11 protein-coding genes are annotated in these 19399 nt (G+C 37.1%); all 11 read left to right on the top strand.

Translation table 11 applies throughout. From position 1 onward, the window contains the following. Nucleotides 1-3: 3 nt before the first annotated feature. Nucleotides 4-531 carry a DUF3341 domain-containing protein gene (locus tag INR75_RS01900; protein WP_223090522.1) on the top strand — a complete coding sequence of 176 codons (528 nt, stop codon included), beginning with the start codon at nucleotides 4-6 and terminating at the stop codon, nucleotides 529-531. 5 nt (nucleotides 532-536) lie between these two features. After that, complete coding sequence (locus INR75_RS01895; RefSeq protein ID WP_223090521.1) at nucleotides 537-1214, top strand: c-type cytochrome; 678 nt, start codon at nucleotides 537-539, stop codon at nucleotides 1212-1214. Between the two features lie 33 nt (nucleotides 1215-1247). Next, the gene (locus tag INR75_RS01890) at nucleotides 1248-2612 is read left to right on the top strand and encodes a quinol:cytochrome C oxidoreductase (protein ID WP_223090520.1); all 1365 of its coding nucleotides are present in this window, start codon (nucleotides 1248-1250) and stop codon (nucleotides 2610-2612) included. Between the two features lie 35 nt (nucleotides 2613-2647). Continuing rightward, nucleotides 2648-3682, top strand: coding sequence for a cytochrome c oxidase subunit II (locus INR75_RS01885; protein ID WP_092539449.1), 1035 nt, complete (start codon nucleotides 2648-2650; stop codon nucleotides 3680-3682). 37 nt (nucleotides 3683-3719) lie between these two features. After that, nucleotides 3720-5540 (top strand): cbb3-type cytochrome c oxidase subunit I, encoded by a 1821-nt coding sequence (locus INR75_RS01880; RefSeq protein WP_223090519.1) that lies wholly within the window; start codon nucleotides 3720-3722, stop codon nucleotides 5538-5540. A gap of 104 nt (nucleotides 5541-5644) precedes the next feature. After that, nucleotides 5645-6667, top strand: a complete 1023-nt coding sequence (gene ruvB, locus INR75_RS01875) for a Holliday junction branch migration DNA helicase RuvB (protein ID WP_084842497.1) — start codon at nucleotides 5645-5647, stop codon at nucleotides 6665-6667. Between the two features lie 52 nt (nucleotides 6668-6719). After that, on the top strand, nucleotides 6720-8042 hold the full coding sequence (locus tag INR75_RS01870; protein ID WP_223090518.1) for a cytochrome P450: 1323 nt from the start codon (nucleotides 6720-6722) through the stop codon (nucleotides 8040-8042). Continuing rightward, nucleotides 8042-8971 carry a tRNA epoxyqueuosine(34) reductase QueG gene (queG, locus tag INR75_RS01865; RefSeq protein ID WP_092539446.1) on the top strand — a complete coding sequence of 310 codons (930 nt, stop codon included), beginning with the start codon at nucleotides 8042-8044 and terminating at the stop codon, nucleotides 8969-8971. Before INR75_RS01870 ends, queG begins: the two co-directional genes overlap by 1 nt. A 189-nt stretch (nucleotides 8972-9160) precedes the next feature. Next, a complete protein-coding gene (locus INR75_RS01860) occupies nucleotides 9161-11452 on the top strand; it encodes an NADP-dependent malic enzyme (protein ID WP_223090517.1) in 2292 nt (763 codons plus the stop codon). Nucleotides 11453-11586: 134 nt separating this feature from the next. After that, nucleotides 11587-12168 (top strand): Holliday junction branch migration protein RuvA, encoded by a 582-nt coding sequence (ruvA, locus tag INR75_RS01855; RefSeq protein WP_084842501.1) that lies wholly within the window; start codon nucleotides 11587-11589, stop codon nucleotides 12166-12168. Nucleotides 12169-12173: 5 nt separating this feature from the next. Beyond that, a complete protein-coding gene (sprA, locus tag INR75_RS01850; protein ID WP_255584615.1) occupies nucleotides 12174-19358 on the top strand; it encodes a cell surface protein SprA in 7185 nt (2394 codons plus the stop codon). The last annotated feature ends 41 nt before the right edge of the window (nucleotides 19359-19399 follow it).

Below are 19399 nucleotides of genomic sequence, written 5' to 3'. Positions count from 1 at the left end.
AAGATGGCATCAAAGACAATACACGCTATTTATAACGATGATGATCTGCTTTTACATGCGGTAAAGCAGGTTCGTGAAGCGCGCTATCATATTGGTGAAATATATACCCCTTTTCCAGTTCATGGGCTAGACAAGGCTGTAGGTGAAGCACCAACTAGATTAGCTATAACTTCATTTTTATACGGTATAACGGGTTTATCTGTTGCTGTTTTGATGATGAACTTTATGATGGTGCAGGATTGGCCACAGGATATTGGTGGTAAACCTAGTTTTTCTTTTATTACGAATATGCCATCATTCGTTCCGATTATGTTTGAGTTAACGGTATTCTTTGCAGCTCACTTAATGGTAATTACTTTTTATATGAGAAGTAGACTAGCACCGTTCAAGAAGGCAGAAAATCCAGATCCAAGAACAACAGACGATATGTTCTTAATGGAGATAGACGCAACTAATCATAATGTAGATGACCTTTCTAAGTTTTTATACGATACGGGAGCTGCAGAAATTAAATTAATTGACAATAAATAGACCAGATGAGAAGTTTATTTCATAAATCTTTAATCTTTGTTATAATCGCAGGCTTTTTAAGTTCTTGTGCCGGAGATAAGGATCGTAACTATCAATATTTCCCAGATATGTACCGTCCGGTACCTTACGAACCTTATGGGGCTTATGATATTTTTGCCAATGAGCAAGAAGCCAAATTGCCTGTAGAAGGTACTATTCCAAGAGGGTGGATGCCTTACGATTACGAAGATACTCCAGAGGGAAGAGCAGATGCTAAAGCAAATCTCAAGAATCCGTTGCCATATACAGAAGAGAACTTAACTAAAGGTAAAGCATTATATACTGTTTACTGTGCTGTTTGTCACGGTGATAAAGGAGATGGTCAAGGTACTTTGGTTGAAAGAGAGAAAATACTTGGTGTGCCTTCTTATGACGACCCAGGTCGTAGCATTACTGAAGGGAGTGTATATCACGCAATGTATTATGGTCTTAACAATATGGGATCTTATGCAGTTCAGACAAGCATTAAAGAACGTTGGCAGATCGACCATTATGTTATGAATTTGAAAGATAAACTTGAAGGTAATCCTGAAAGATCTTTTCAAACTAACACGGTGACTCAGGAAAACTCAGATAATCTTAATCCTGCAGAGCCTGCAGAAGATCTTAGCGAAGATCAAGATGAAACGCAATCTGAAGAATAATAAAATAGGAATATAGCTTTTAGATCTAGTAATATGTATACGCTTTCTAGTAAATTAAAATTAACTGCAATTATTCTAATAGTAGTTGGTGCCATAGGCTTGGTTTATGGATTTATTTCTACACCATCTAACGAAGAAGAATTGAAGGAATTATTGGCTGCAGATGCCCATGGAGAACATGATTCAAATCAGGTTGACGCTACTGTTGAAGTAGAAGGTCATGGTTCGGCTTCAGATGCTCATCACGAGGAATCTTCAGAAGCTCATGGTGAAAAGGCTCATGGAGAAGGAGAGCATGGTGATTCTCATATGGAACACGTGTTGCATCAATTTCAAACAAAACCTTGGTCTGCACTATTTGTTTCTGCTTTCTTTTTCTTTATGATCGCTTTAGGTGCTCTTGTTTTTTATGCGATTCAATATGTAGCGCAGGCGGGATGGTCTCCAGTTTTATTTAGAGTTATTGAAGGAATAACAAATTATCTTTTACCTGGATCTATTATCGTTGTATTGATTGTGATCTTTGCTGGTACTCATTTTTACCCATGGCAAAATCATGAGCTTGTAGAAGAAGATGTAATTCTTCAGGGAAAATCTGGATATCTTAACTTTCCATTTTTTGTAATAAGAGCTATCATTTATTTAATAGGATGGAATTTATATAGATTTATAGCTACAAGAAATTCTGTTGCTCAGGCTACGGCTTCAAGCTTAACTCCTTATAAAAAGAACTTCAAAGCTTCTGTGTTTTTCTTGTTATTCTTTGTGGTAACTGAAACTACAATGGCTTGGGACTGGTTTATGAGTATGACTCCGCATTGGTACAGTACATTATTTGCATGGTATGTTTTTGCAAGTGTATTTGTATCTGCGATCACTGTTATTGCTTTAGTAACGATGTTCCTTAAGAAAGCTGGGCATTTAGAATTTGTAAATGATAGTCATTTACATGATTTAGCTAAGTTTATGTTCGCTTTTAGTGTTTTCTGGACGTATCTTTGGTTCGGTCAGTTCTTATTGATTTGGTACGCGAACATCCCAGAAGAAGTAACTTATTTTATTATTAGAATTGAAGAGTATAACTTATTGTTCTTCGGAATGATAGCATTAAACTTTATATTCCCTATTCTAATGTTAATCAATAGTGATTATAAGCGTATTCCTTGGTTTGTGATTATGGCAGGTGTTGTAATACTTGTAGGTCATTATATCGATATTTTCTTATTGGTTATGCCTTCTACTGTAGGTCCTTACTGGTCTTTCGGTATTACAGAAATCGCTGGGATTTTATTCTTCCTTGGTCTGTTTATTTTCTTTGTAGGAACCGGGCTAGGAAAAGAATCCTTATATCCAAAAGGTAATCCTTTCCTTAAGGAGAGTGAAAATTACCATTACTAATTAAAAGATTGATTGTTTAAAGAAGACTTTATAAAATGACACCATTTTTAATAATCATAGTAATAGCACTTCTTGCTGTAACAGGATGGCAAATTTCAAAAATATTTGAATTGTCTAAAACTCCTGATGCAGATACTTCTCAGGTGGCTAATAACAAGGATAACGAGAACCAGGGTAAATTAATGATGGGGTTTGCCGTTTTCCTATATCTTTTAATGTTTTACTGTTTTTGGACTTTTACAAATGTAACTCTACCAGATGCTGCTTCAGAGCATGGAGGGAAATATGACAATCTAATGTTGATTTCAATGTTATTGATCATGTTTGTTCAGATAGTTACTCAGGCCTTATTACATTATTTCGCTTATAAGTATAGAGGAGCAGCTGGCAAGAAAGCTTTGTTTTACGCCGATAACGATAAACTTGAATTCATCTGGACTATTATACCAGTAATTACTTTAGCTGGATTAATTATCTATGGTCTTTTTACTTGGACAGATATTATGAGCGTTAACGAAGATGAAGATCCAATCGTTATCGAATTATATGCTCAGCAATTTAGTTGGACAGCACGTTATGCAGGTGATGATAATACCTTGGGAGAAGCCAATGTAAGATTTATCGAAGGTATGAATACTCTTGGGGTAGATCAGGAAGATTCTTATGCTAATGACGATAAAGTAGTGAGAGAACTTCATTTACCGGTTAATAAACCAGTTTTATTTAAGTTAAGATCTCAGGATGTATTGCACTCAGCTTATTTCCCTCATTTTAGAGCTCAAATGAACGTTGTTCCAGGTATGATCACCCAGTTTGGATTTACTCCAACGGTAACTACCGAAGAAATGAGAAATAACGACGATATTGTTGATAAAGTTGAACGTATCAACGATATTAGAAGAGAGAACGGAGACGATTCTTATGAATTTGATTATTTCCTTTTATGTAACAAAATTTGTGGACAGGCACATTACAATATGCAGATGAAGGTTGTAGTAGAGTCTGAAGCAGATTATGAAGCATGGTTAGCCGAACAGGCTACCTTTGAGGAATCAATGTCTGAGGAATAAAATAACATTTAAGAATTAAAAGTATTATTTAAAAGATATGTCAGCAGTAGTAAACGCACCAGCTCACGATCACCACGAAGATCACGGACATCATCATAAGCAAACCTTTATATCGAAGTATATTTTTAGCTTCGATCATAAAATGGTAGCTAAACAGTTCCTTATTACAGGTTTATTAATGGGTATTGTTGGTATTGGTATGTCTATCTTGTTTAGAATTCAATTAGCATGGCCAGAGCAGTCTTTCGCTATTTTCGAAGCTTTATTAGGTAAGTGGGCACCAGAAGGTGTTATGACACCAAATATTTATCTTGCTTTAGTAACCATTCACGGTACCATTATGGTATTCTTTGTGCTTACGGCTGGTTTAAGTGGTACGTTTAGTAACCTTCTTATTCCGTTGCAAATTGGTGCGCGTGATATGGCTTCAGGTTTTATGAACATGCTATCATACTGGTTATTCTTTTTAGCTTGTGTGATCATGCTTTGTTCTTTATTCGTAGAAGCTGGGCCTGCATCTTCAGGTTGGACAATCTATCCTCCTTTAAGTGCACTTCCGCAGGCTATTGGTGGTTCAGGAATGGGAATGACATTATGGTTGGTTTCTATGGCATTATTTATTGCTTCTCAGCTACTAGGTGGTATAAACTATATTGTTACTGTTATTAACTTAAGAACTAAAGGAATGTCTATGACAAGACTTCCGCTAACCATTTGGGCGTTCTTTGTAACAGCTATTCTTGGTTTAGTTTCTTTCCCAGTATTATTATCTGCGGCTTTATTACTTATTATGGATAGAAGTTTTGGTACTTCTTTCTTCTTAAGTGATATTTTCCTGGATGGGGAAGTATTAAGTCATCATGGTGGTTCACCAGTACTATTCGAACATTTATTCTGGTTCTTAGGTCACCCAGAGGTATATATTGTAATTCTTCCAGCGCTTGGTATTACTTCAGAGGTTGTAGCTACAAACTCTCGTAAGCCTATCTTTGGATACCGTGCAATGATCGCCTCTATCCTGGCTATTGGTTTCCTTTCGACAATTGTATGGGGTCACCACATGTTCGTATCGGGAATGAACCCATTCTTAGGATCTGTATTTACATTTACAACTTTATTGATTGCGATACCTTCAGCGGTAAAAGCCTTCAACTATATAACAACTTTGTGGAAAGGTAACCTTCAAATGAACCCAGGGATGCTTTTCTCTATAGGATTAGTATCTACATTTATTACTGGTGGTTTAACCGGTATTATTCTTGGGGATTCTACATTAGATATTAACGTTCATGATACATATTTCGTCGTGGCTCACTTCCACTTGGTAATGGGTATTTCAGCTTTATATGGTCTTTTTGCTGGTGTTTACCATTGGTTCCCTAAGATGTTTGGACGAATGATGAATAAAAATCTTGGTTATATCCATTTCTGGGTAACGGCTGTTGGGGCATATGGTGTTTTCTTCCCAATGCATTTCTTAGGTATGGCTGGTCTTCCAAGACGTTATTATACAAATACTGCATTCCCTTACTTTGATGATCTTGCAGATATCAATGTAATTGTAACTGTTTGTGCTATTATTACAGCGCTTGTGCAATTGGTGTTTATCTATAACTTCTTCGCCTCTATGTTTTATGGTAAGAAAGCTACGATGAACCCTTGGAAATCGAATACGCTAGAGTGGACTACTCCAGTCGAACATATTCATGGTAACTGGCCAGGTGAACTTCCTGTAGTATATCGTTGGGCTTACGACTATAGTAAAACCAATAGCGATGGTGAATATGTGATCAAAGGGCAGGATTATGCTCCTCAGAATATTCCAATGCAGGAAAACGAAGAAGATTTACATCACTAGAAAAATCTATCTTAAAAATACACAAAAGCCTTTTCTTTATCGAAGAGGCTTTTTTATTTTATCTTTGTTTTGCCTATACTTAGGTTGAAATTAATTTAGTTGCTATGAACGAAAACCTGGATGCCACTGGCGAAAATTTTTCTTCGGAAGAATTTGATATAGAAAGAGCTTTAAGACCTCTCAGTTTTGATGATTTTGCCGGTCAGGAACAGGTTTTGGATAACCTGAAGGTTTTTGTTGCAGCGGCTAATCTAAGAAGCGATGCTTTAGATCATACGCTTTTACATGGCCCTCCTGGATTGGGAAAAACTACATTGGCTCACATTTTGGCAAATGAACTTGGTGTTGGTTTAAAAGTAACTTCAGGCCCTGTGCTCGATAAACCGGGAGATCTTGCAGGTCTTTTGACCAATCTTGACGAACGTGATATTCTTTTTATTGATGAGATTCATCGACTAAGTCCAATCGTAGAGGAATATTTATATTCTGCGATGGAAGATTATCGTATCGATATAATGATCGAATCTGGGCCTAACGCTCGTACGGTTCAATTAAATTTGAGTCCGTTTACACTTATTGGTGCTACAACACGTTCTGGTTTGCTTACCGCGCCTATGAGAGCACGATTTGGTATTTCAAGCAGACTGCAATATTATTCAACCGAGTTACTTTCTGATATTGTACAACGTAGTGCACAAATTTTAAATGTGCCTATTAGTATGGAAGCTGCAATAGAAATTGCCGGCCGTAGTCGTGGTACACCTCGTATTGCGAACGCGCTTTTAAGAAGAGTTCGTGATTTTGCTCAGATTAAGGGTGACGGGAAAATTGATATCAATATTGCCAAATATGGGCTTAAGGCTTTGAATGTTGATGCACATGGTTTAGATGAAATGGATAATAGGATCCTGGAAACGATCATCGAAAAATTTAAAGGTGGCCCGGTAGGAATTACCACTTTGGCGACAGCGGTAAGTGAAAGTGCAGAGACTATCGAAGAGGTTTACGAACCCTTTTTAATTCAGCAGGGATTTATTTATCGTACACCAAGAGGAAGAGAAGTGACCGAAGCTGCTTATAAACACTTGGGGAAATCCCGTGGTGCAACGCAGGGTGGCCTGTTTTAAATTCCGAAGAAACGCTAACGAAAATCTGTTTAATTTTTGATGATTTTGATTTATGAAGAAAGAAATTCCACAGGTTTCAACCTTTACTTTTTTAAAAAATGCTGCTCAGATTGTAAAAAATCCGCTGCCATTTCATCGTGAGAATTTTGCAAAGCATGGTGATATTTTTAGGTTGAATATAGGGCCTAAAAAATCGGTGATCTTTTGTAGAGATGCCGAATTTGCCAAATATGTACTTCAGAAAAATCAGAAGAATTATATCAAATCTGAAATTCAGATCAAAGATCTGGTTAAATATGTAGGTAATGGTCTGCTTACTTCAAATGGTGAGCATTGGCAAAAGCAGCGCAAGCTTATCCAGCCTGCTTTTCATAAAAAACATATCGCCAATCTACTCGATACGGTTTTAGAAGCTATTCGGGTGGAATATTTAAAGATTCGCCTAGATAAAACCGTAGATGTCTATCCTGTTTTTAACGATCTGGCTTTTCAAACGGTGGTGAAATCTTTGTTTAGTAGTGCGGCAAGCCAGGAAGAGATAAATCGGCTTCAATTTGTAACAGAAGCTAATCAAAAAATGCTGGTTAAAGAATTGCGACAGCCTTATAAGCATTTGTGGTTTAATATCAGCGGAAAATTAAAACATCACCTTAAGCTTAGTGAAGAATCAAGGCAAATTTTAAAGAATATCGTCCATAAGCGAAAGAAAAATCCTAAGCGCTATGATGATTTGCTGGATATGTTGTTGGATGCACGTTATGAGGATGGGCAGCCAATGAGTGAAGAGCAGTTAATCGATGAAATTCTAATTCTGTTTGTTGCCGGGCACGAGACCACTTCTAATTCTTTAAGTTTTACCACGCAATTATTAGCCCAAAATCCACAAATTCAGGATAAAATTTTTGCTGAAGTAAAAGCGGCTTCAGACAAAACTAATTCCTTAATGGATTTTCTTCAGCAATGTCCATATACGCAAAATGTAATTTTGGAGAGTATGCGATTGTATCCGCCAGCGTATTTTATGGATCGGGTAAATTTGGAAGAAGATGAATTTAATGGGTTGAAATTCGATAAAAAGTCGAACCTTTTATTTTCATTTTATGAGATTCATCGAAGCGAAAAACATTGGGAGAACCCCTTAGAGTTTAATCCAGATCGATTTACTTCAAATAAAAATCCTGAAGCTTATTTTCCATTCGGTGCTGGCCCAAGAAAATGTATTGGAAGTAATTTTGCGATGTACGAGATGATTTTGGCGGTTTCAGAACTTGTTTTAAATTATAAGATCTTACCGGTAAAAGAGGAGATAGAAATATTGCCGCTTATTACCCTGAAACCTAAAAATGCTTTTGTAGAATTTCAGAAAAGAGCTTAATGGCGATAGAAAACAAGGCAAAAAATACCAATCTTATCAAAGAGGAGGCAAAACGCCTTGGTTTTATGTCCTGCGGAATGAGTAAAGCAGAGTTTTTAGAAGAGGAAGCACCAAGATTGGAAGAATGGCTTAATAAAAATCGAAATGGACAAATGTATTACATGGAAAATCATTTCGATAAGCGCTTAGATCCTACAAAACTGGTAGAGGGCTCTAAAAGTGTGATCTCTTTATTGCTGAATTATTATCCCAATGAATTTCAAAACCCAGAATCTTACAAAATCAGTAAGTATGCCTACGGAAAAGATTATCACTTTGTAATCAAAGACAAGCTGAAATCTTTGCTTCAATTTATACAAAATGAGATCGGGGAAGTAGAAGGACGAGCTTTTGTAGATTCTGCGCCGGTTTTAGATAAAGCCTGGGCCGCAAAAAGTGGTTTGGGTTGGATTGGTAAAAATTCGAACCTTTTATCTAAAAAAGCAGGTTCTTTTTTCTTTATAGCCGAGTTGATCGTCGATCTGGAATTAGAGTATGATACTCCCGTTACAGATCATTGTGGTACATGTACCGCCTGTATTGATGCCTGCCCCACAAATGCTATCGTTGAGCCTTATAAGGTAGATGGAAGTAAATGTATTTCGTATTTTACCATAGAACTTAAGGATGAGCTGCCTAATAGTTTTAAAAATACCTTTGACGATTGGATGTTTGGCTGCGATGTTTGCCAGGATGTTTGTCCCTGGAATCGATTTTCTAAATCCCACAGTGAACCACTTTTCGATCCCCATCCGGATTTGCTGAAATTCGATAAAAAAGATTGGCAAGAAATCACCAAAGAGACCTTTAACGAAATCTTTCGAAAATCGGCCGTAAAAAGAACCAAGTTTGAAGGTTTGAAACGGAATATCAATTTTCTCGATTCCTAGAGCGATTTATAGATCTTAAGCCCACATTCTTAAAATGCTGTTTAGATGGAACTTCCGAGTTTTCATTAGTTTGGGTGTTAAAACCTAAATTTGATTAAAAACAGGCTAAAATCTTATCATTATTTTAAAATATTTAGGTAGTAAATGTAATCTACCTTACTAACTTTGTATTAGCTAAAACCAAAAGTTATGAGCAACAATTCTAGAAAAAGGCGCGAGGCGTTGGTATATCATGCCAAGCCAAAGCCTGGAAAAATTCAAATCGTACCAACTAAAAAGTATTCGTCGCAAAGAGATCTTTCTTTGGCGTACTCACCTGGTGTGGCAGAGCCATGTCTTGAGATAGAAAAAGATAAAGAAAATGCTTATAAATACACTACTAAAGGAAATTTGGTAGCAGTAATTAGTAATGGTACGGCGGTTTTAGGACTTGGCGATATTGGGCCAGAAGCTTCTAAACCTGTGATGGAAGGTAAAGGTTTGCTTTTTAAAATCTTTGCAGATATCGATGTTTTTGATATTGAAGTAGATACGAAAAATGTAGATGCTTTTATCGAAACTGTTAAAAATATAGCTCCAACTTTTGGTGGGATCAACCTTGAAGATATCAAAGCTCCTGAAGCTTTTGAGATCGAAAGAAGATTAAAAGAAGAGTTGGATATTCCTGTAATGCACGACGACCAGCACGGTACCGCAATTATTTCTGCCGCTGCCTTGTTAAATGCTACAGAGCTTGCTAAAAAGAAAATGAGTAAGGTGAAGATCGTGGTGAGTGGTGCTGGTGCTGCAGCCGTTTCCTGTACAAAACTTTACAAGGCTTTTGGTGCAAAGGCTGAAAATATTGTAATGCTAGATAGTAAAGGTGTGATTAGAAAAGATCGTCCAAATCTATCTGAAGAAAAATTAGAGTTTGCTACAGATCGTGATCTAAATACTTTGGAAGATGCAATGAAAGATGCCGATGTGTTTATTGGTCTTTCTATCGCAGATATCGTTTCTCCAGAAATGCTTAAAAGCATGGCGAAACGTCCTATCGTTTTTGCGATGGCAAATCCTAATCCAGAGATCGATTATCAACTAGCTATGGATACTCGTAAAGATGTGATTATGGCAACGGGACGTAGTGATCATCCTAACCAGGTGAATAACGTGCTTGGTTTTCCGTTCATTTTCCGTGGAGCTTTAGATGTTAGGGCAACGAAGATAAACGAGGAAATGAAAATGGCCGCTGTTAAAGCTTTAGCTGAGCTTGCTAAAGAACCAGTGCCAGAACAGGTGAATATCGCTTATGGGGAAACCCGACTTAATTTTGGTTCAGATTATATCATACCGAAGCCATTCGATCCAAGACTTATTGCTAAAGTGCCGCCTGCGGTAGCAAAAGCAGCAATGGAAAGCGGTGTTGCCAGAACTGAAATTGCAGATTGGCAAAAATATGAAGACGAGTTGTTAGAACGAATGGGAAGTGACAATAAGATCACTCGTTTGTTAATGCAACGAGCTAAAAATAATCCTAAGCGTGTGATTTTTGCTGAAGCAGATCATCTGGATGTACTTAAAGCTGCGCAAATCGTTTTTGATGAAGGTATCGGGATTCCTATTTTACTAGGTCGAAGAGAAGTAATCAAAGAATTAATGAATGAGATCGATTTTGATGCAGATGTAGAAATTATCGATCCAAAATCTGATGAAGAACGGGAAAAACTTCAAAAGTATGCTGAAGCTTATTTTGATTCCAGAAATAGAAAAGGAGTAACGCTTTATGATGCGCAGCGATTAATGCGTGAGCGTAATTATTTTGCGGCGATGATGGTGAATGAGGGTGATGCAGATGCGTTACTTTCAGGATATTCCAGAGCTTATCCAACGGTGGTAAAACCAATGCTGCAGTTAATTGGTATGGCCAAAGGAATTTCAAGAGTTGCGGCTACCAATGTGATGAACACCAGTAGAGGGCCAATATTTATAAGTGATACTTCAATAAATATCGATCCTTCAGCAAAAGATCTTGCTAAGATTGCGCAGTTAACTGCGGGTGTTGTGAAGTTATTCGGTTTAGAGCCGGTAATGGCAATGCTTTCTTACGCGAACTTTGGATCTTCTAATCATCCTGAAGCTAGAAAAGTTAAAGATGCTGTTTCTTATTTACATCGTTATCATCCAGATTTATTGGTAGACGGTGAACTTCAGTCAGATTTCGCATTAAATAAAGAAATGCTTCAGAATAAATTTCCGTTTTCTAAATTGGCTGGTAAAAAGGTAAATACTTTAATCTATCCAAATCTAGATTCAGCAAACAGTGCTTATAAACTTATAAAAGAGCTTAACGAAGCCGATTCTATTGGGCCGATCATGATGGGAATGAATAAACCGGTGCATATTCTTCAGCTTGGTGCAAGTGTAGAAGAAATGGTAAACATGGCTGCAGTTGCTGTTGTAGATGCTCAGGAAAAAGAAAAAGCCGCAAAGGCCAAAAAGTAAGCGGAGTTTTTTGGATAGAATGAAGGCATTTCTATCAAAAATAAATTTAACATACACATTGATTAAGGGGGAGGACATACGTTTTCCCCCTTATTTTATTTTAGTACATTTGGGCTTTAACTTTCGGTTAACGTATGATTCATCACTTAAAGGGCAAACTGGTAGAGAAGAATCCTACCAATGTTGTAGTAGATTGTAATGGAGTTGGTTATTTTGTCCACATTTCGCTTAATACTTTTTCAAACTTAAAAGACGAAGAGAATATCTTTTTATTTACCCATTTACAGGTGAAAGAAGATTCTCATACGCTTTTTGGATTTAAAGAAAAATCAGAAAGAGAAATCTTTAGGCTGCTTATTTCCGTAAGTGGTATAGGGGCAAGTACGGCAAGAACCATGCTTTCTTCTTTAGAACCTGCGCAAATTAGAGATGCCATTGCATCTGGAGACGTTGCAACTATACAAAGTATAAAGGGAATAGGAGCAAAAACAGCGCAAAGGGTTATTTTAGACCTAAAAGATAAGATTGTTAAAATCTTTGGTATAGACGAGGTTTTTGTAGAACAAAACAATACTAATAAAGAAGAAGCGTTATCTGCTTTAGAGACTCTGGGGTATGCTCGTAAGCAATCAGAAAAGGTGCTTAATAAGCTTATCAAAGAAAATGAAGATCCTACGGTAGAGACTCTAATTAAATTGGCGCTAAAAAACTTGTAGTTACATTGAGAAACAATTACCTGAGGTTGTTAACATCGGTGCGTTTTCCTTCATCAATAGTGCTGTTGCTTTTAATTTCTTTTAATTTATCTGCACAGGAAGAAGAGGAAGAAGAAACGCAGCAGGATACAACACAAACTTCTACGTTTGGTAGTATTGTTATGCCCGATCCCGGGTCGATACAATCTAAATATGAATATGATCCTGCATTAGATCTCTACTTTTATAAAAAAAGCCTTGGAGAAACTAATATTGGTCTTCCCTTGGTGCTTTCTCCTGAAGAATATGAAGAACTGGTGATCAAAGAAGAAATGCAGCGCTATTTTAGGCTGAAGAATCAGGCGCTTTCAGGAAGATCTGATGATGCAGATGCTTTACAGCAAGATCTATTGCCAGATTTTTATGTGAACTCAGATTTCTTTCAAAGTATTTTTGGAGGAACAAATATCGATATTTCTCCGCAAGGTTCGGTCGCTATGGATCTTGGGATTTTATATACCAAACAGGATAATCCTGCTTATTCGCCCAGAAACAGGTCTAATTTTACCTTCGATTTCGACCAGCGAATTCAATTATCACTACTGGGTCAGGTAGGAACACGATTAGGAATTACGGCCAATTATGATACCGAATCGACCTTTGATTTTCAGAATCAATTAAAACTTGAATATACACCAAGCGAAGATGATATTATCCAGAAAATCGAAGTAGGTAATGTAAATATGCCGCTGAATAATACTTTGATCCAGGGAGCGCAAAGCCTTTTTGGGTTTAAAACTCAGCTTCAGTTTGGGAAAACAAGAATTACCGGAGTTTTTTCAGAACAAAATTCAGAACGTAGAACGGTTAATGTTGAAGGTGGTGCGGCCGTTGAAGAATATGAGAAATTTGCCCTAGATTACGATCAGGATCGTCACTTCTTTTTAGCGCATTATTTTAGAGATAACTATAACGAATTTATTGCCGATTATCCATTTGTAAGAAGTGGTATACAGATTAAACGAATTCAGGTTTGGATCACTAATAGAACAAATAATGTACAGAACCTTACCGATACTAGGAATATCGTTGCAGTACAGGATATTGGCGAAAGTCCGGTAGAAGGAAATATTGGATTGGAAAATGTGCCTCCAGGTTTCTTTAATCAGGCTCCCGGTGCATTTCCAGATAACGGAAACAACGATTTTAACCCTTTTGGAATTAACGGTAATGGCGAGTCGATCTTAACTCCTTCGATTCGCGATATTTCTACGGTAGAAAGTGGTTTTGGAAACGTACAGGTTACAGAAGGAATAGATTACGCGAAACTTGAAAATGCGCGCCAACTTAGTCCAAATGAATATAGATTAAATCAGGATCTTGGTTATATCACGCTAAATCAACGCTTAAGTAATGATGAGGTTTTGGCCGTTGCTTTTCAATATACCGTAAATGGGCAGGTTTACCAGGTAGGGGAATTTGCAAATGATGGGGTTAATGCCACAGGAGATGAATCCCAGCAACAGGAAGGACAAACAGATGCCAGGGTGAGTCAGAATCTAGTGGTGAAAATGCTTAAAAGTACCATCACTAATGTAAACGAGCCTGTTTGGGATCTAATGATGAAAAACATCTATAGTCTTGGAGCATACGATCTAGATCCTAATGATTTTAGATTGAATCTTCTATATACAGATCCGCAGCCTTTAAATTATATTCAGCAGGCAGAAAATTCGTCTGTACCTTTGCCAGAAGATGTTCAGGAAACTCCGCTTTTGCGTGTTTTTAACCTTGATAATTTAAACACCAATAACGATCCTATAAATGGCGGGGATGGTTTCTTTGATTTTGTGCCCGGTTTTACGATCGATGTTCAAAATGGTTTGGTGATCTTTACCTCTGTAGAGCCTTTTGGGGAATATTTATTCGATAAATTAGATAATACTCCAAATAATAATCAGGAAATATATTCTGAACCTTCAACCTGGAATGGTAATCAGGAAAAATATGTATTTAGGTCGCTGTATCGAACTACAAAAACGCAAGCTGAGCAGGAAGATGCCGATAAAAATAAATTTCAGTTAAAAGGGCGCTATAAATCATCGAATTTCGAAGGAATTCCAATTGGTTATAATGTTCCGCAGGGATCGGTAACAGTTACCGCTGGAGGAAGAACGCTTCAGGAAGGAGTAGATTATGTGGTGAATTATGATCTGGGTAGAGTACAGATTCTGGATGAAGCACTTTTAGCTTCAGATACACCAATTCAGGTAAATACAGAGAGTAATGCTTTGTTTGGGCAGCAATCCAAAAGATTTACAGGAATAAATGTAGAACATCAGTTCAATGAAGACTTTATTCTTGCCGGTACGTTCTTAAACCTTAGAGAGCGCCCCCTAACTCAAAAAGCGAATTATAGTTACGAGCCTATAAACAATACTATTTTGGGGCTAAATTTTAATTACACAAAAGAGGTTCCTTTTTTAACAAGATTAGTTAATAAATTGCCCAATATCGATACTGATGTGAAATCGAATGTTTCTGTGCGTGGAGAATTTGCGTATTTGATTCCGGGAGCTCCTGCAGTAAATGATTTTGACGGAAAAGCAACTTCTTATATCGACGATTTTGAATCGGCACAAACCTCAATAGATATTAGTACTCCGCTTAGCTGGGAACTTTCTAGTGTGCCTATTGGTTTTGGTGGTGAACGAGCAAATGGAGACTTAAGTGTAGGTGATCGTAGAGCAAAACTGGCCTGGTATACTATCGATCCTGTGTTTTATAGCAACAGCCGTCCAGATGGTATTACAGATTCAGATCTTAGTAGTTATGCAACACGGCGAGTTACAGTAGATGAAATTTTCCCAAATACCGATGTGATCCAGGGACAGGCGCAGGTGATCTACACTATGGATGTTGCTTATTATCCTGAAGAACGAGGGCCTTATAATTATAATTCTGCCGCAGCAGGAAGTAATACCTTACCAAATCCTACCGATAATTTTGGAGGAATGATGCGCGGAATAAATACTACCAATTTTGAACAGTCTAATGTTGAGTATATTCAGTTTTGGGTAATGGATCCGTTTATATATCAGGATGATCCAGATAATATAAATAACGACGGAAAAATTGTTTTTAATTTAGGGAATATTAGCGAAGATGTACTTAAAGATGGTAGAAAGCAATATGAAAATGGATTGCCTGAAGATGGCTCAGATCTAAATACAACCGAGACTGTTTTTGGGAAAGTACCATCAGATCAATCTTTAGTTTATGCTTTTAGTTCAGAAGGTGAAGCGAGATTAAATCAGGATGTGGGTTATGATGGTTTAGGAGATGCTGAAGAAGCGCAAAAATTTCCTCAGTTTGGTAATCTTCCAGATCCATCTGCAGATAATTATGAATACTTTCTAAGCGCGGATGGCGGAATAAGAGAACGCTATAGAAATTACAATGGTGTAGACGGGAATTCACCAGACAATTCTGGTGATAATAATCGTGGTAATACCACGCTTCCTACTACAGAAGATGTGAATCGTGACAACACCATGAACACGATAAATAGTTATTTTCAATATGAAGTTCCATTTTTTGATGGGATGAATAGTGAGAATAACGAGTATGTTTCAGATACTAAGGAATTGAATGTTACACTTAGAAATGGGCAAACACAGCGTGTACGTTGGGTGCAGTTTAAAGTGCCGATCTTTGAACCTACTGAAGCTATTGGCGGAATTGCAGATTATCGCTCTATCCGTTTTATGAGAATGTTTCTTACTGAATTTCAAAATCCAACACTGTTGAGGTTTGGAACTATGGAATTGGTACATGGTGATTATCGTCGTTATAATGGCAATTTGGATGAAGAGAGTAACTTACCTGAAAGTTCTGATGCGCTTTTTGAAGTTACAGCGGTAAATATCGAAGAAAATGAAAATCGAGAACCCATTCCTTACGTGTTGCCTCCGGGAGTGATACGAGAAGAATTATATCAAAATAACACCAATATTAGACAAAACGAGCAATCACTGGCTATGCGTGTTTGCGGTTTAGAGCCACAAGATGCTCGTGCGGTTTATAAGAACTTTCAAGTGGATATGCGCCAGTATAAAAATTTAGAAATGTTCTTACATGCCGAAGGTTTCCAGGGGCAGGCCGATCCTGATGATGGTGAAATGGTTGCTTTTGTAAGAATAGGAACAGATTTTACAGAGAATTTTTATCAAATAGAAATTCCGCTTTCTATTACTGCGGCAGGTAGTGTAAGTCCTACAGATATCTGGCCAGAACTTAACCGTTTAAATTTACCTTTAGATTTACTTCAGCAGGTAAAAACAACAGTTTTAGGAGATCCTTCATACAATACGACACGTTTAAATTTCTTTGATGAAAATCTAGAACCACGAAACCCTGAGGATGATTACGAGCCGGGAAGATTGAGACTAGGGGTAAAGGGAAATCCTAGTTTTGGGAATATACGCCTTATTATGCTTGGTGTAAAAAATGGAACGCCTCGCGCTGGTTTGCAAGATGTTTGTGGTGAAGTTTGGTTTAACGAACTTCGACTTTCAGATCTTGATAATGAAGGCGGTTGGGCCGGAGTTTTAAATATTGATACGAATTTGGCCGATTTTGCTACCTTTTCTGCAACCGGTAGAAAAAGTACAGTTGGTTTTGGAACATTAGATCAAGGGCCAAATCAACGAAGCAGGGAAGATGCAGAACAATATGATTTTGTGACCAATATTAATATGGGACAATTACTTCCAGAAAAATGGGGAATTAAAGTTCCGGTGAATTATAGTCGCGGTGAAGAGGTAATTACTCCAAAGTATGATCAGGAATTCTTAGATATTGAACTGGATACACGTTTGGCTTCGATTACCGATCCACAGGAGAGAGATCGTGTTAAAAAGCAATCGCAAACTTATACAAAACGAGAAAGTATAAATCTTATAGGTCTTAGGAAAGAACGAACAGGCGAATCGAAACCACAACCTTATGATGTAGAGAATTTTGCGTTTTCAGGTTCTTACAACCAGGTAGATTATCGTGATTTTGAGATCGAGGAATCTTTAGACCAAAATGTGAGAACGGGTGCTACTTACGAATTCAATTTTGCACCTAAAAAAGTAGAGCCTTTTAAAAATATTACCGCTTTAGATAGTAGTCAGTATTTTTCTTTGATCAAAGACTTCAATCTTAATTTATTGCCTTCTAATATAAATGCAAGTGCCAACTATTTTAGACAGTATACTGAGCAGCAATTTAGATCTTTAGAGTTAAGTGATAATGATATAGGTATTCCTACGCTGTACCAAAGAAACTTCTTGTTCGATTGGGAGTATGGTATCAATTACAATCTAACTAATGCTTTAAATTTTAGTTTTAACGCCTCAAACAATCGCATAATTCGAAACTATATCGACGAGAATGGTAATGCTAATGATGAGATTGGTGTTTTTGACGACTATTTTAATGTTGGGGAACCAAACTATCATTATCAAAGCCTGCAGGTGAATTATGAATTACCGCTGAATAAATTACCAGTTTTTGAATTTTTAAAGGCTTCTTATTCTTACACAGGAGACTTCCAATGGCAACGTGGTTCTAGAATTTATCAAAATCTTGAAGGTGTTCCTAATATTGGTAATTCTGTACAGAATTCTAATTCGCATCAATTAACAGCGAATATGGATCTTCAAAAGCTGTACAATTATGTGGGGCTTAGAAAGAAAGAAAATAAGCGAGGTACTTCTATTGCAGAAAGAAGCATGGGAGTTCCAACTTTACAGCCTTCAGGAGAAGAAACTCAGGAAAAGCCGGTGCGTAAAAGAAGTTCGGCTTCAGGAAATAAAGCTTTAAATACGGTTGTAGATATAGTGACTGCGGTAAAAAGGCTTCAGGTTAATTATCGAAATACGCAAGGAACATTTTTGCCGGGTTATACCAGAAGTATCGGTTTTATGGGAACATTAAAACCTTCCGCAGGATTTACTTTTGGGATGCAGGACGAAATTAGGTATGAAGCAGCAAGACGAGGTTGGTTAACTTTATATCAAAATTTTAATCAGCAATTTACTACTAACGAGAATGAAGAGTTAAGTTTACAAGGTTCTGTAGATCTATTGCCAGATCTAACGATAGATATTACCGGAAGAAAACTATATTCTGAAACCTATTCTGAAAACTTCCAGGTAGATCCTCAAAGCTTGCAATATCAATCTCTAACGCCTTATACGTTTGGGAATTTCAATATCTCAACGATTTTAATTAAAACAGCATTTAACCAGAGTAACGAGCAGTCTTCAGAAACTTTTGATCAATTTAGAGCTAATCGAATCGAAGTAGCCAGGAAGTTAGCGGCAGAACGTGGTCTAGATCCTAATAATGTAGACGAAACGGGTTATCCTGTAGGTCTGGGAAGAACAAATCAAGCTGTGTTGTTACCAGCTTTCCTTGCAGCCTACTCTGGTACTTCTGTAGATAATGTGAAACTTGGAGCATTTAGAGATGTTCCACTGCCAAACTGGAATATAAAATATACTGGTTTGATGAGATTGGAGTTTTTTAAGCGTAATTTTAGAAGAATTTCACTTTCCCATGGTTATCAGTCTAATTATACGATCAATCAGTTTCAAACTAATTTAGATTATAATGCTGAGAATCCTTTTGAAACTAATCAGGCTGGGGATTATAAAAATCCGACTTTATTCTCGAATATCGTGTTGTCTGAATTATTTACGCCTTTGCTTCAGGTAGATCTGGAAACTACTAATAATATTCAGTTTTTAGGAAGATTAGAAAAAGATAGGCAGTTGTCACTTAGTTTCGATAATAACATTCTTACTGAAATTAGCGGTAATCAATACACTTTAGGGATGGGATATCGTCTAAAGGACATGAAAATAGTTACCGCTTTGGGCGGGCGTCGTAGAGTGCTTAGCAGTGATCTTAACTTTAAGGCCGATGTTTCTTACAGAAGAAATAAAACTATTGTTAGATATCTAGATCTATCCAATAATCAAGTAATCGCGGGGCAGGATATCTGGTCAATCAATTTTGTGACAGATTACGCGATCACAAGGAATCTAACGGCATTATTCTATTATGAGCATACGTTCTCTGAATATGCAGTCTCTACAGCATTTCCACAAACAACAATTAGATCTGGGATCACTTTAAGATATAATTTTGGAAATTAATGCCGGCCTATTTGAACAATTACCCGAAAAAATTAACTTTG

Source organism: Zunongwangia sp. SCSIO 43204, assembly GCF_019904275.1.
GTDB lineage: Bacteria > Bacteroidota > Bacteroidia > Flavobacteriales > Flavobacteriaceae > Zunongwangia > Zunongwangia mangrovi.
This window is presented reverse-complemented; position numbering and strand designations above follow the sequence as displayed.

Bases quoted from the DNA above. Each gene is read 5' to 3' on its own strand.
- INR75_RS01900 (WP_223090522.1), top strand. From the start codon at position 4: ATGGCATCAAAGACAATACACGCTATTTATAACGATGATGATCTGCTT.
- INR75_RS01895 (WP_223090521.1), top strand. From the start codon at position 537: ATGAGAAGTTTATTTCATAAATCTTTAATCTTTGTTATAATCGCAGGC.
- INR75_RS01890 (WP_223090520.1), top strand. From the start codon at position 1,248: ATGTATACGCTTTCTAGTAAATTAAAATTAACTGCAATTATTCTAATA.
- INR75_RS01885 (WP_092539449.1), top strand. From the start codon at position 2,648: ATGACACCATTTTTAATAATCATAGTAATAGCACTTCTTGCTGTAACA.
- INR75_RS01880 (WP_223090519.1), top strand. From the start codon at position 3,720: ATGTCAGCAGTAGTAAACGCACCAGCTCACGATCACCACGAAGATCAC.
- ruvB (WP_084842497.1), top strand. From the start codon at position 5,645: ATGAACGAAAACCTGGATGCCACTGGCGAAAATTTTTCTTCGGAAGAA.
- INR75_RS01870 (WP_223090518.1), top strand. From the start codon at position 6,720: ATGAAGAAAGAAATTCCACAGGTTTCAACCTTTACTTTTTTAAAAAAT.
- queG (WP_092539446.1), top strand. From the start codon at position 8,042: ATGGCGATAGAAAACAAGGCAAAAAATACCAATCTTATCAAAGAGGAG.
- INR75_RS01860 (WP_223090517.1), top strand. From the start codon at position 9,161: ATGAGCAACAATTCTAGAAAAAGGCGCGAGGCGTTGGTATATCATGCC.
- ruvA (WP_084842501.1), top strand. From the start codon at position 11,587: ATGATTCATCACTTAAAGGGCAAACTGGTAGAGAAGAATCCTACCAAT.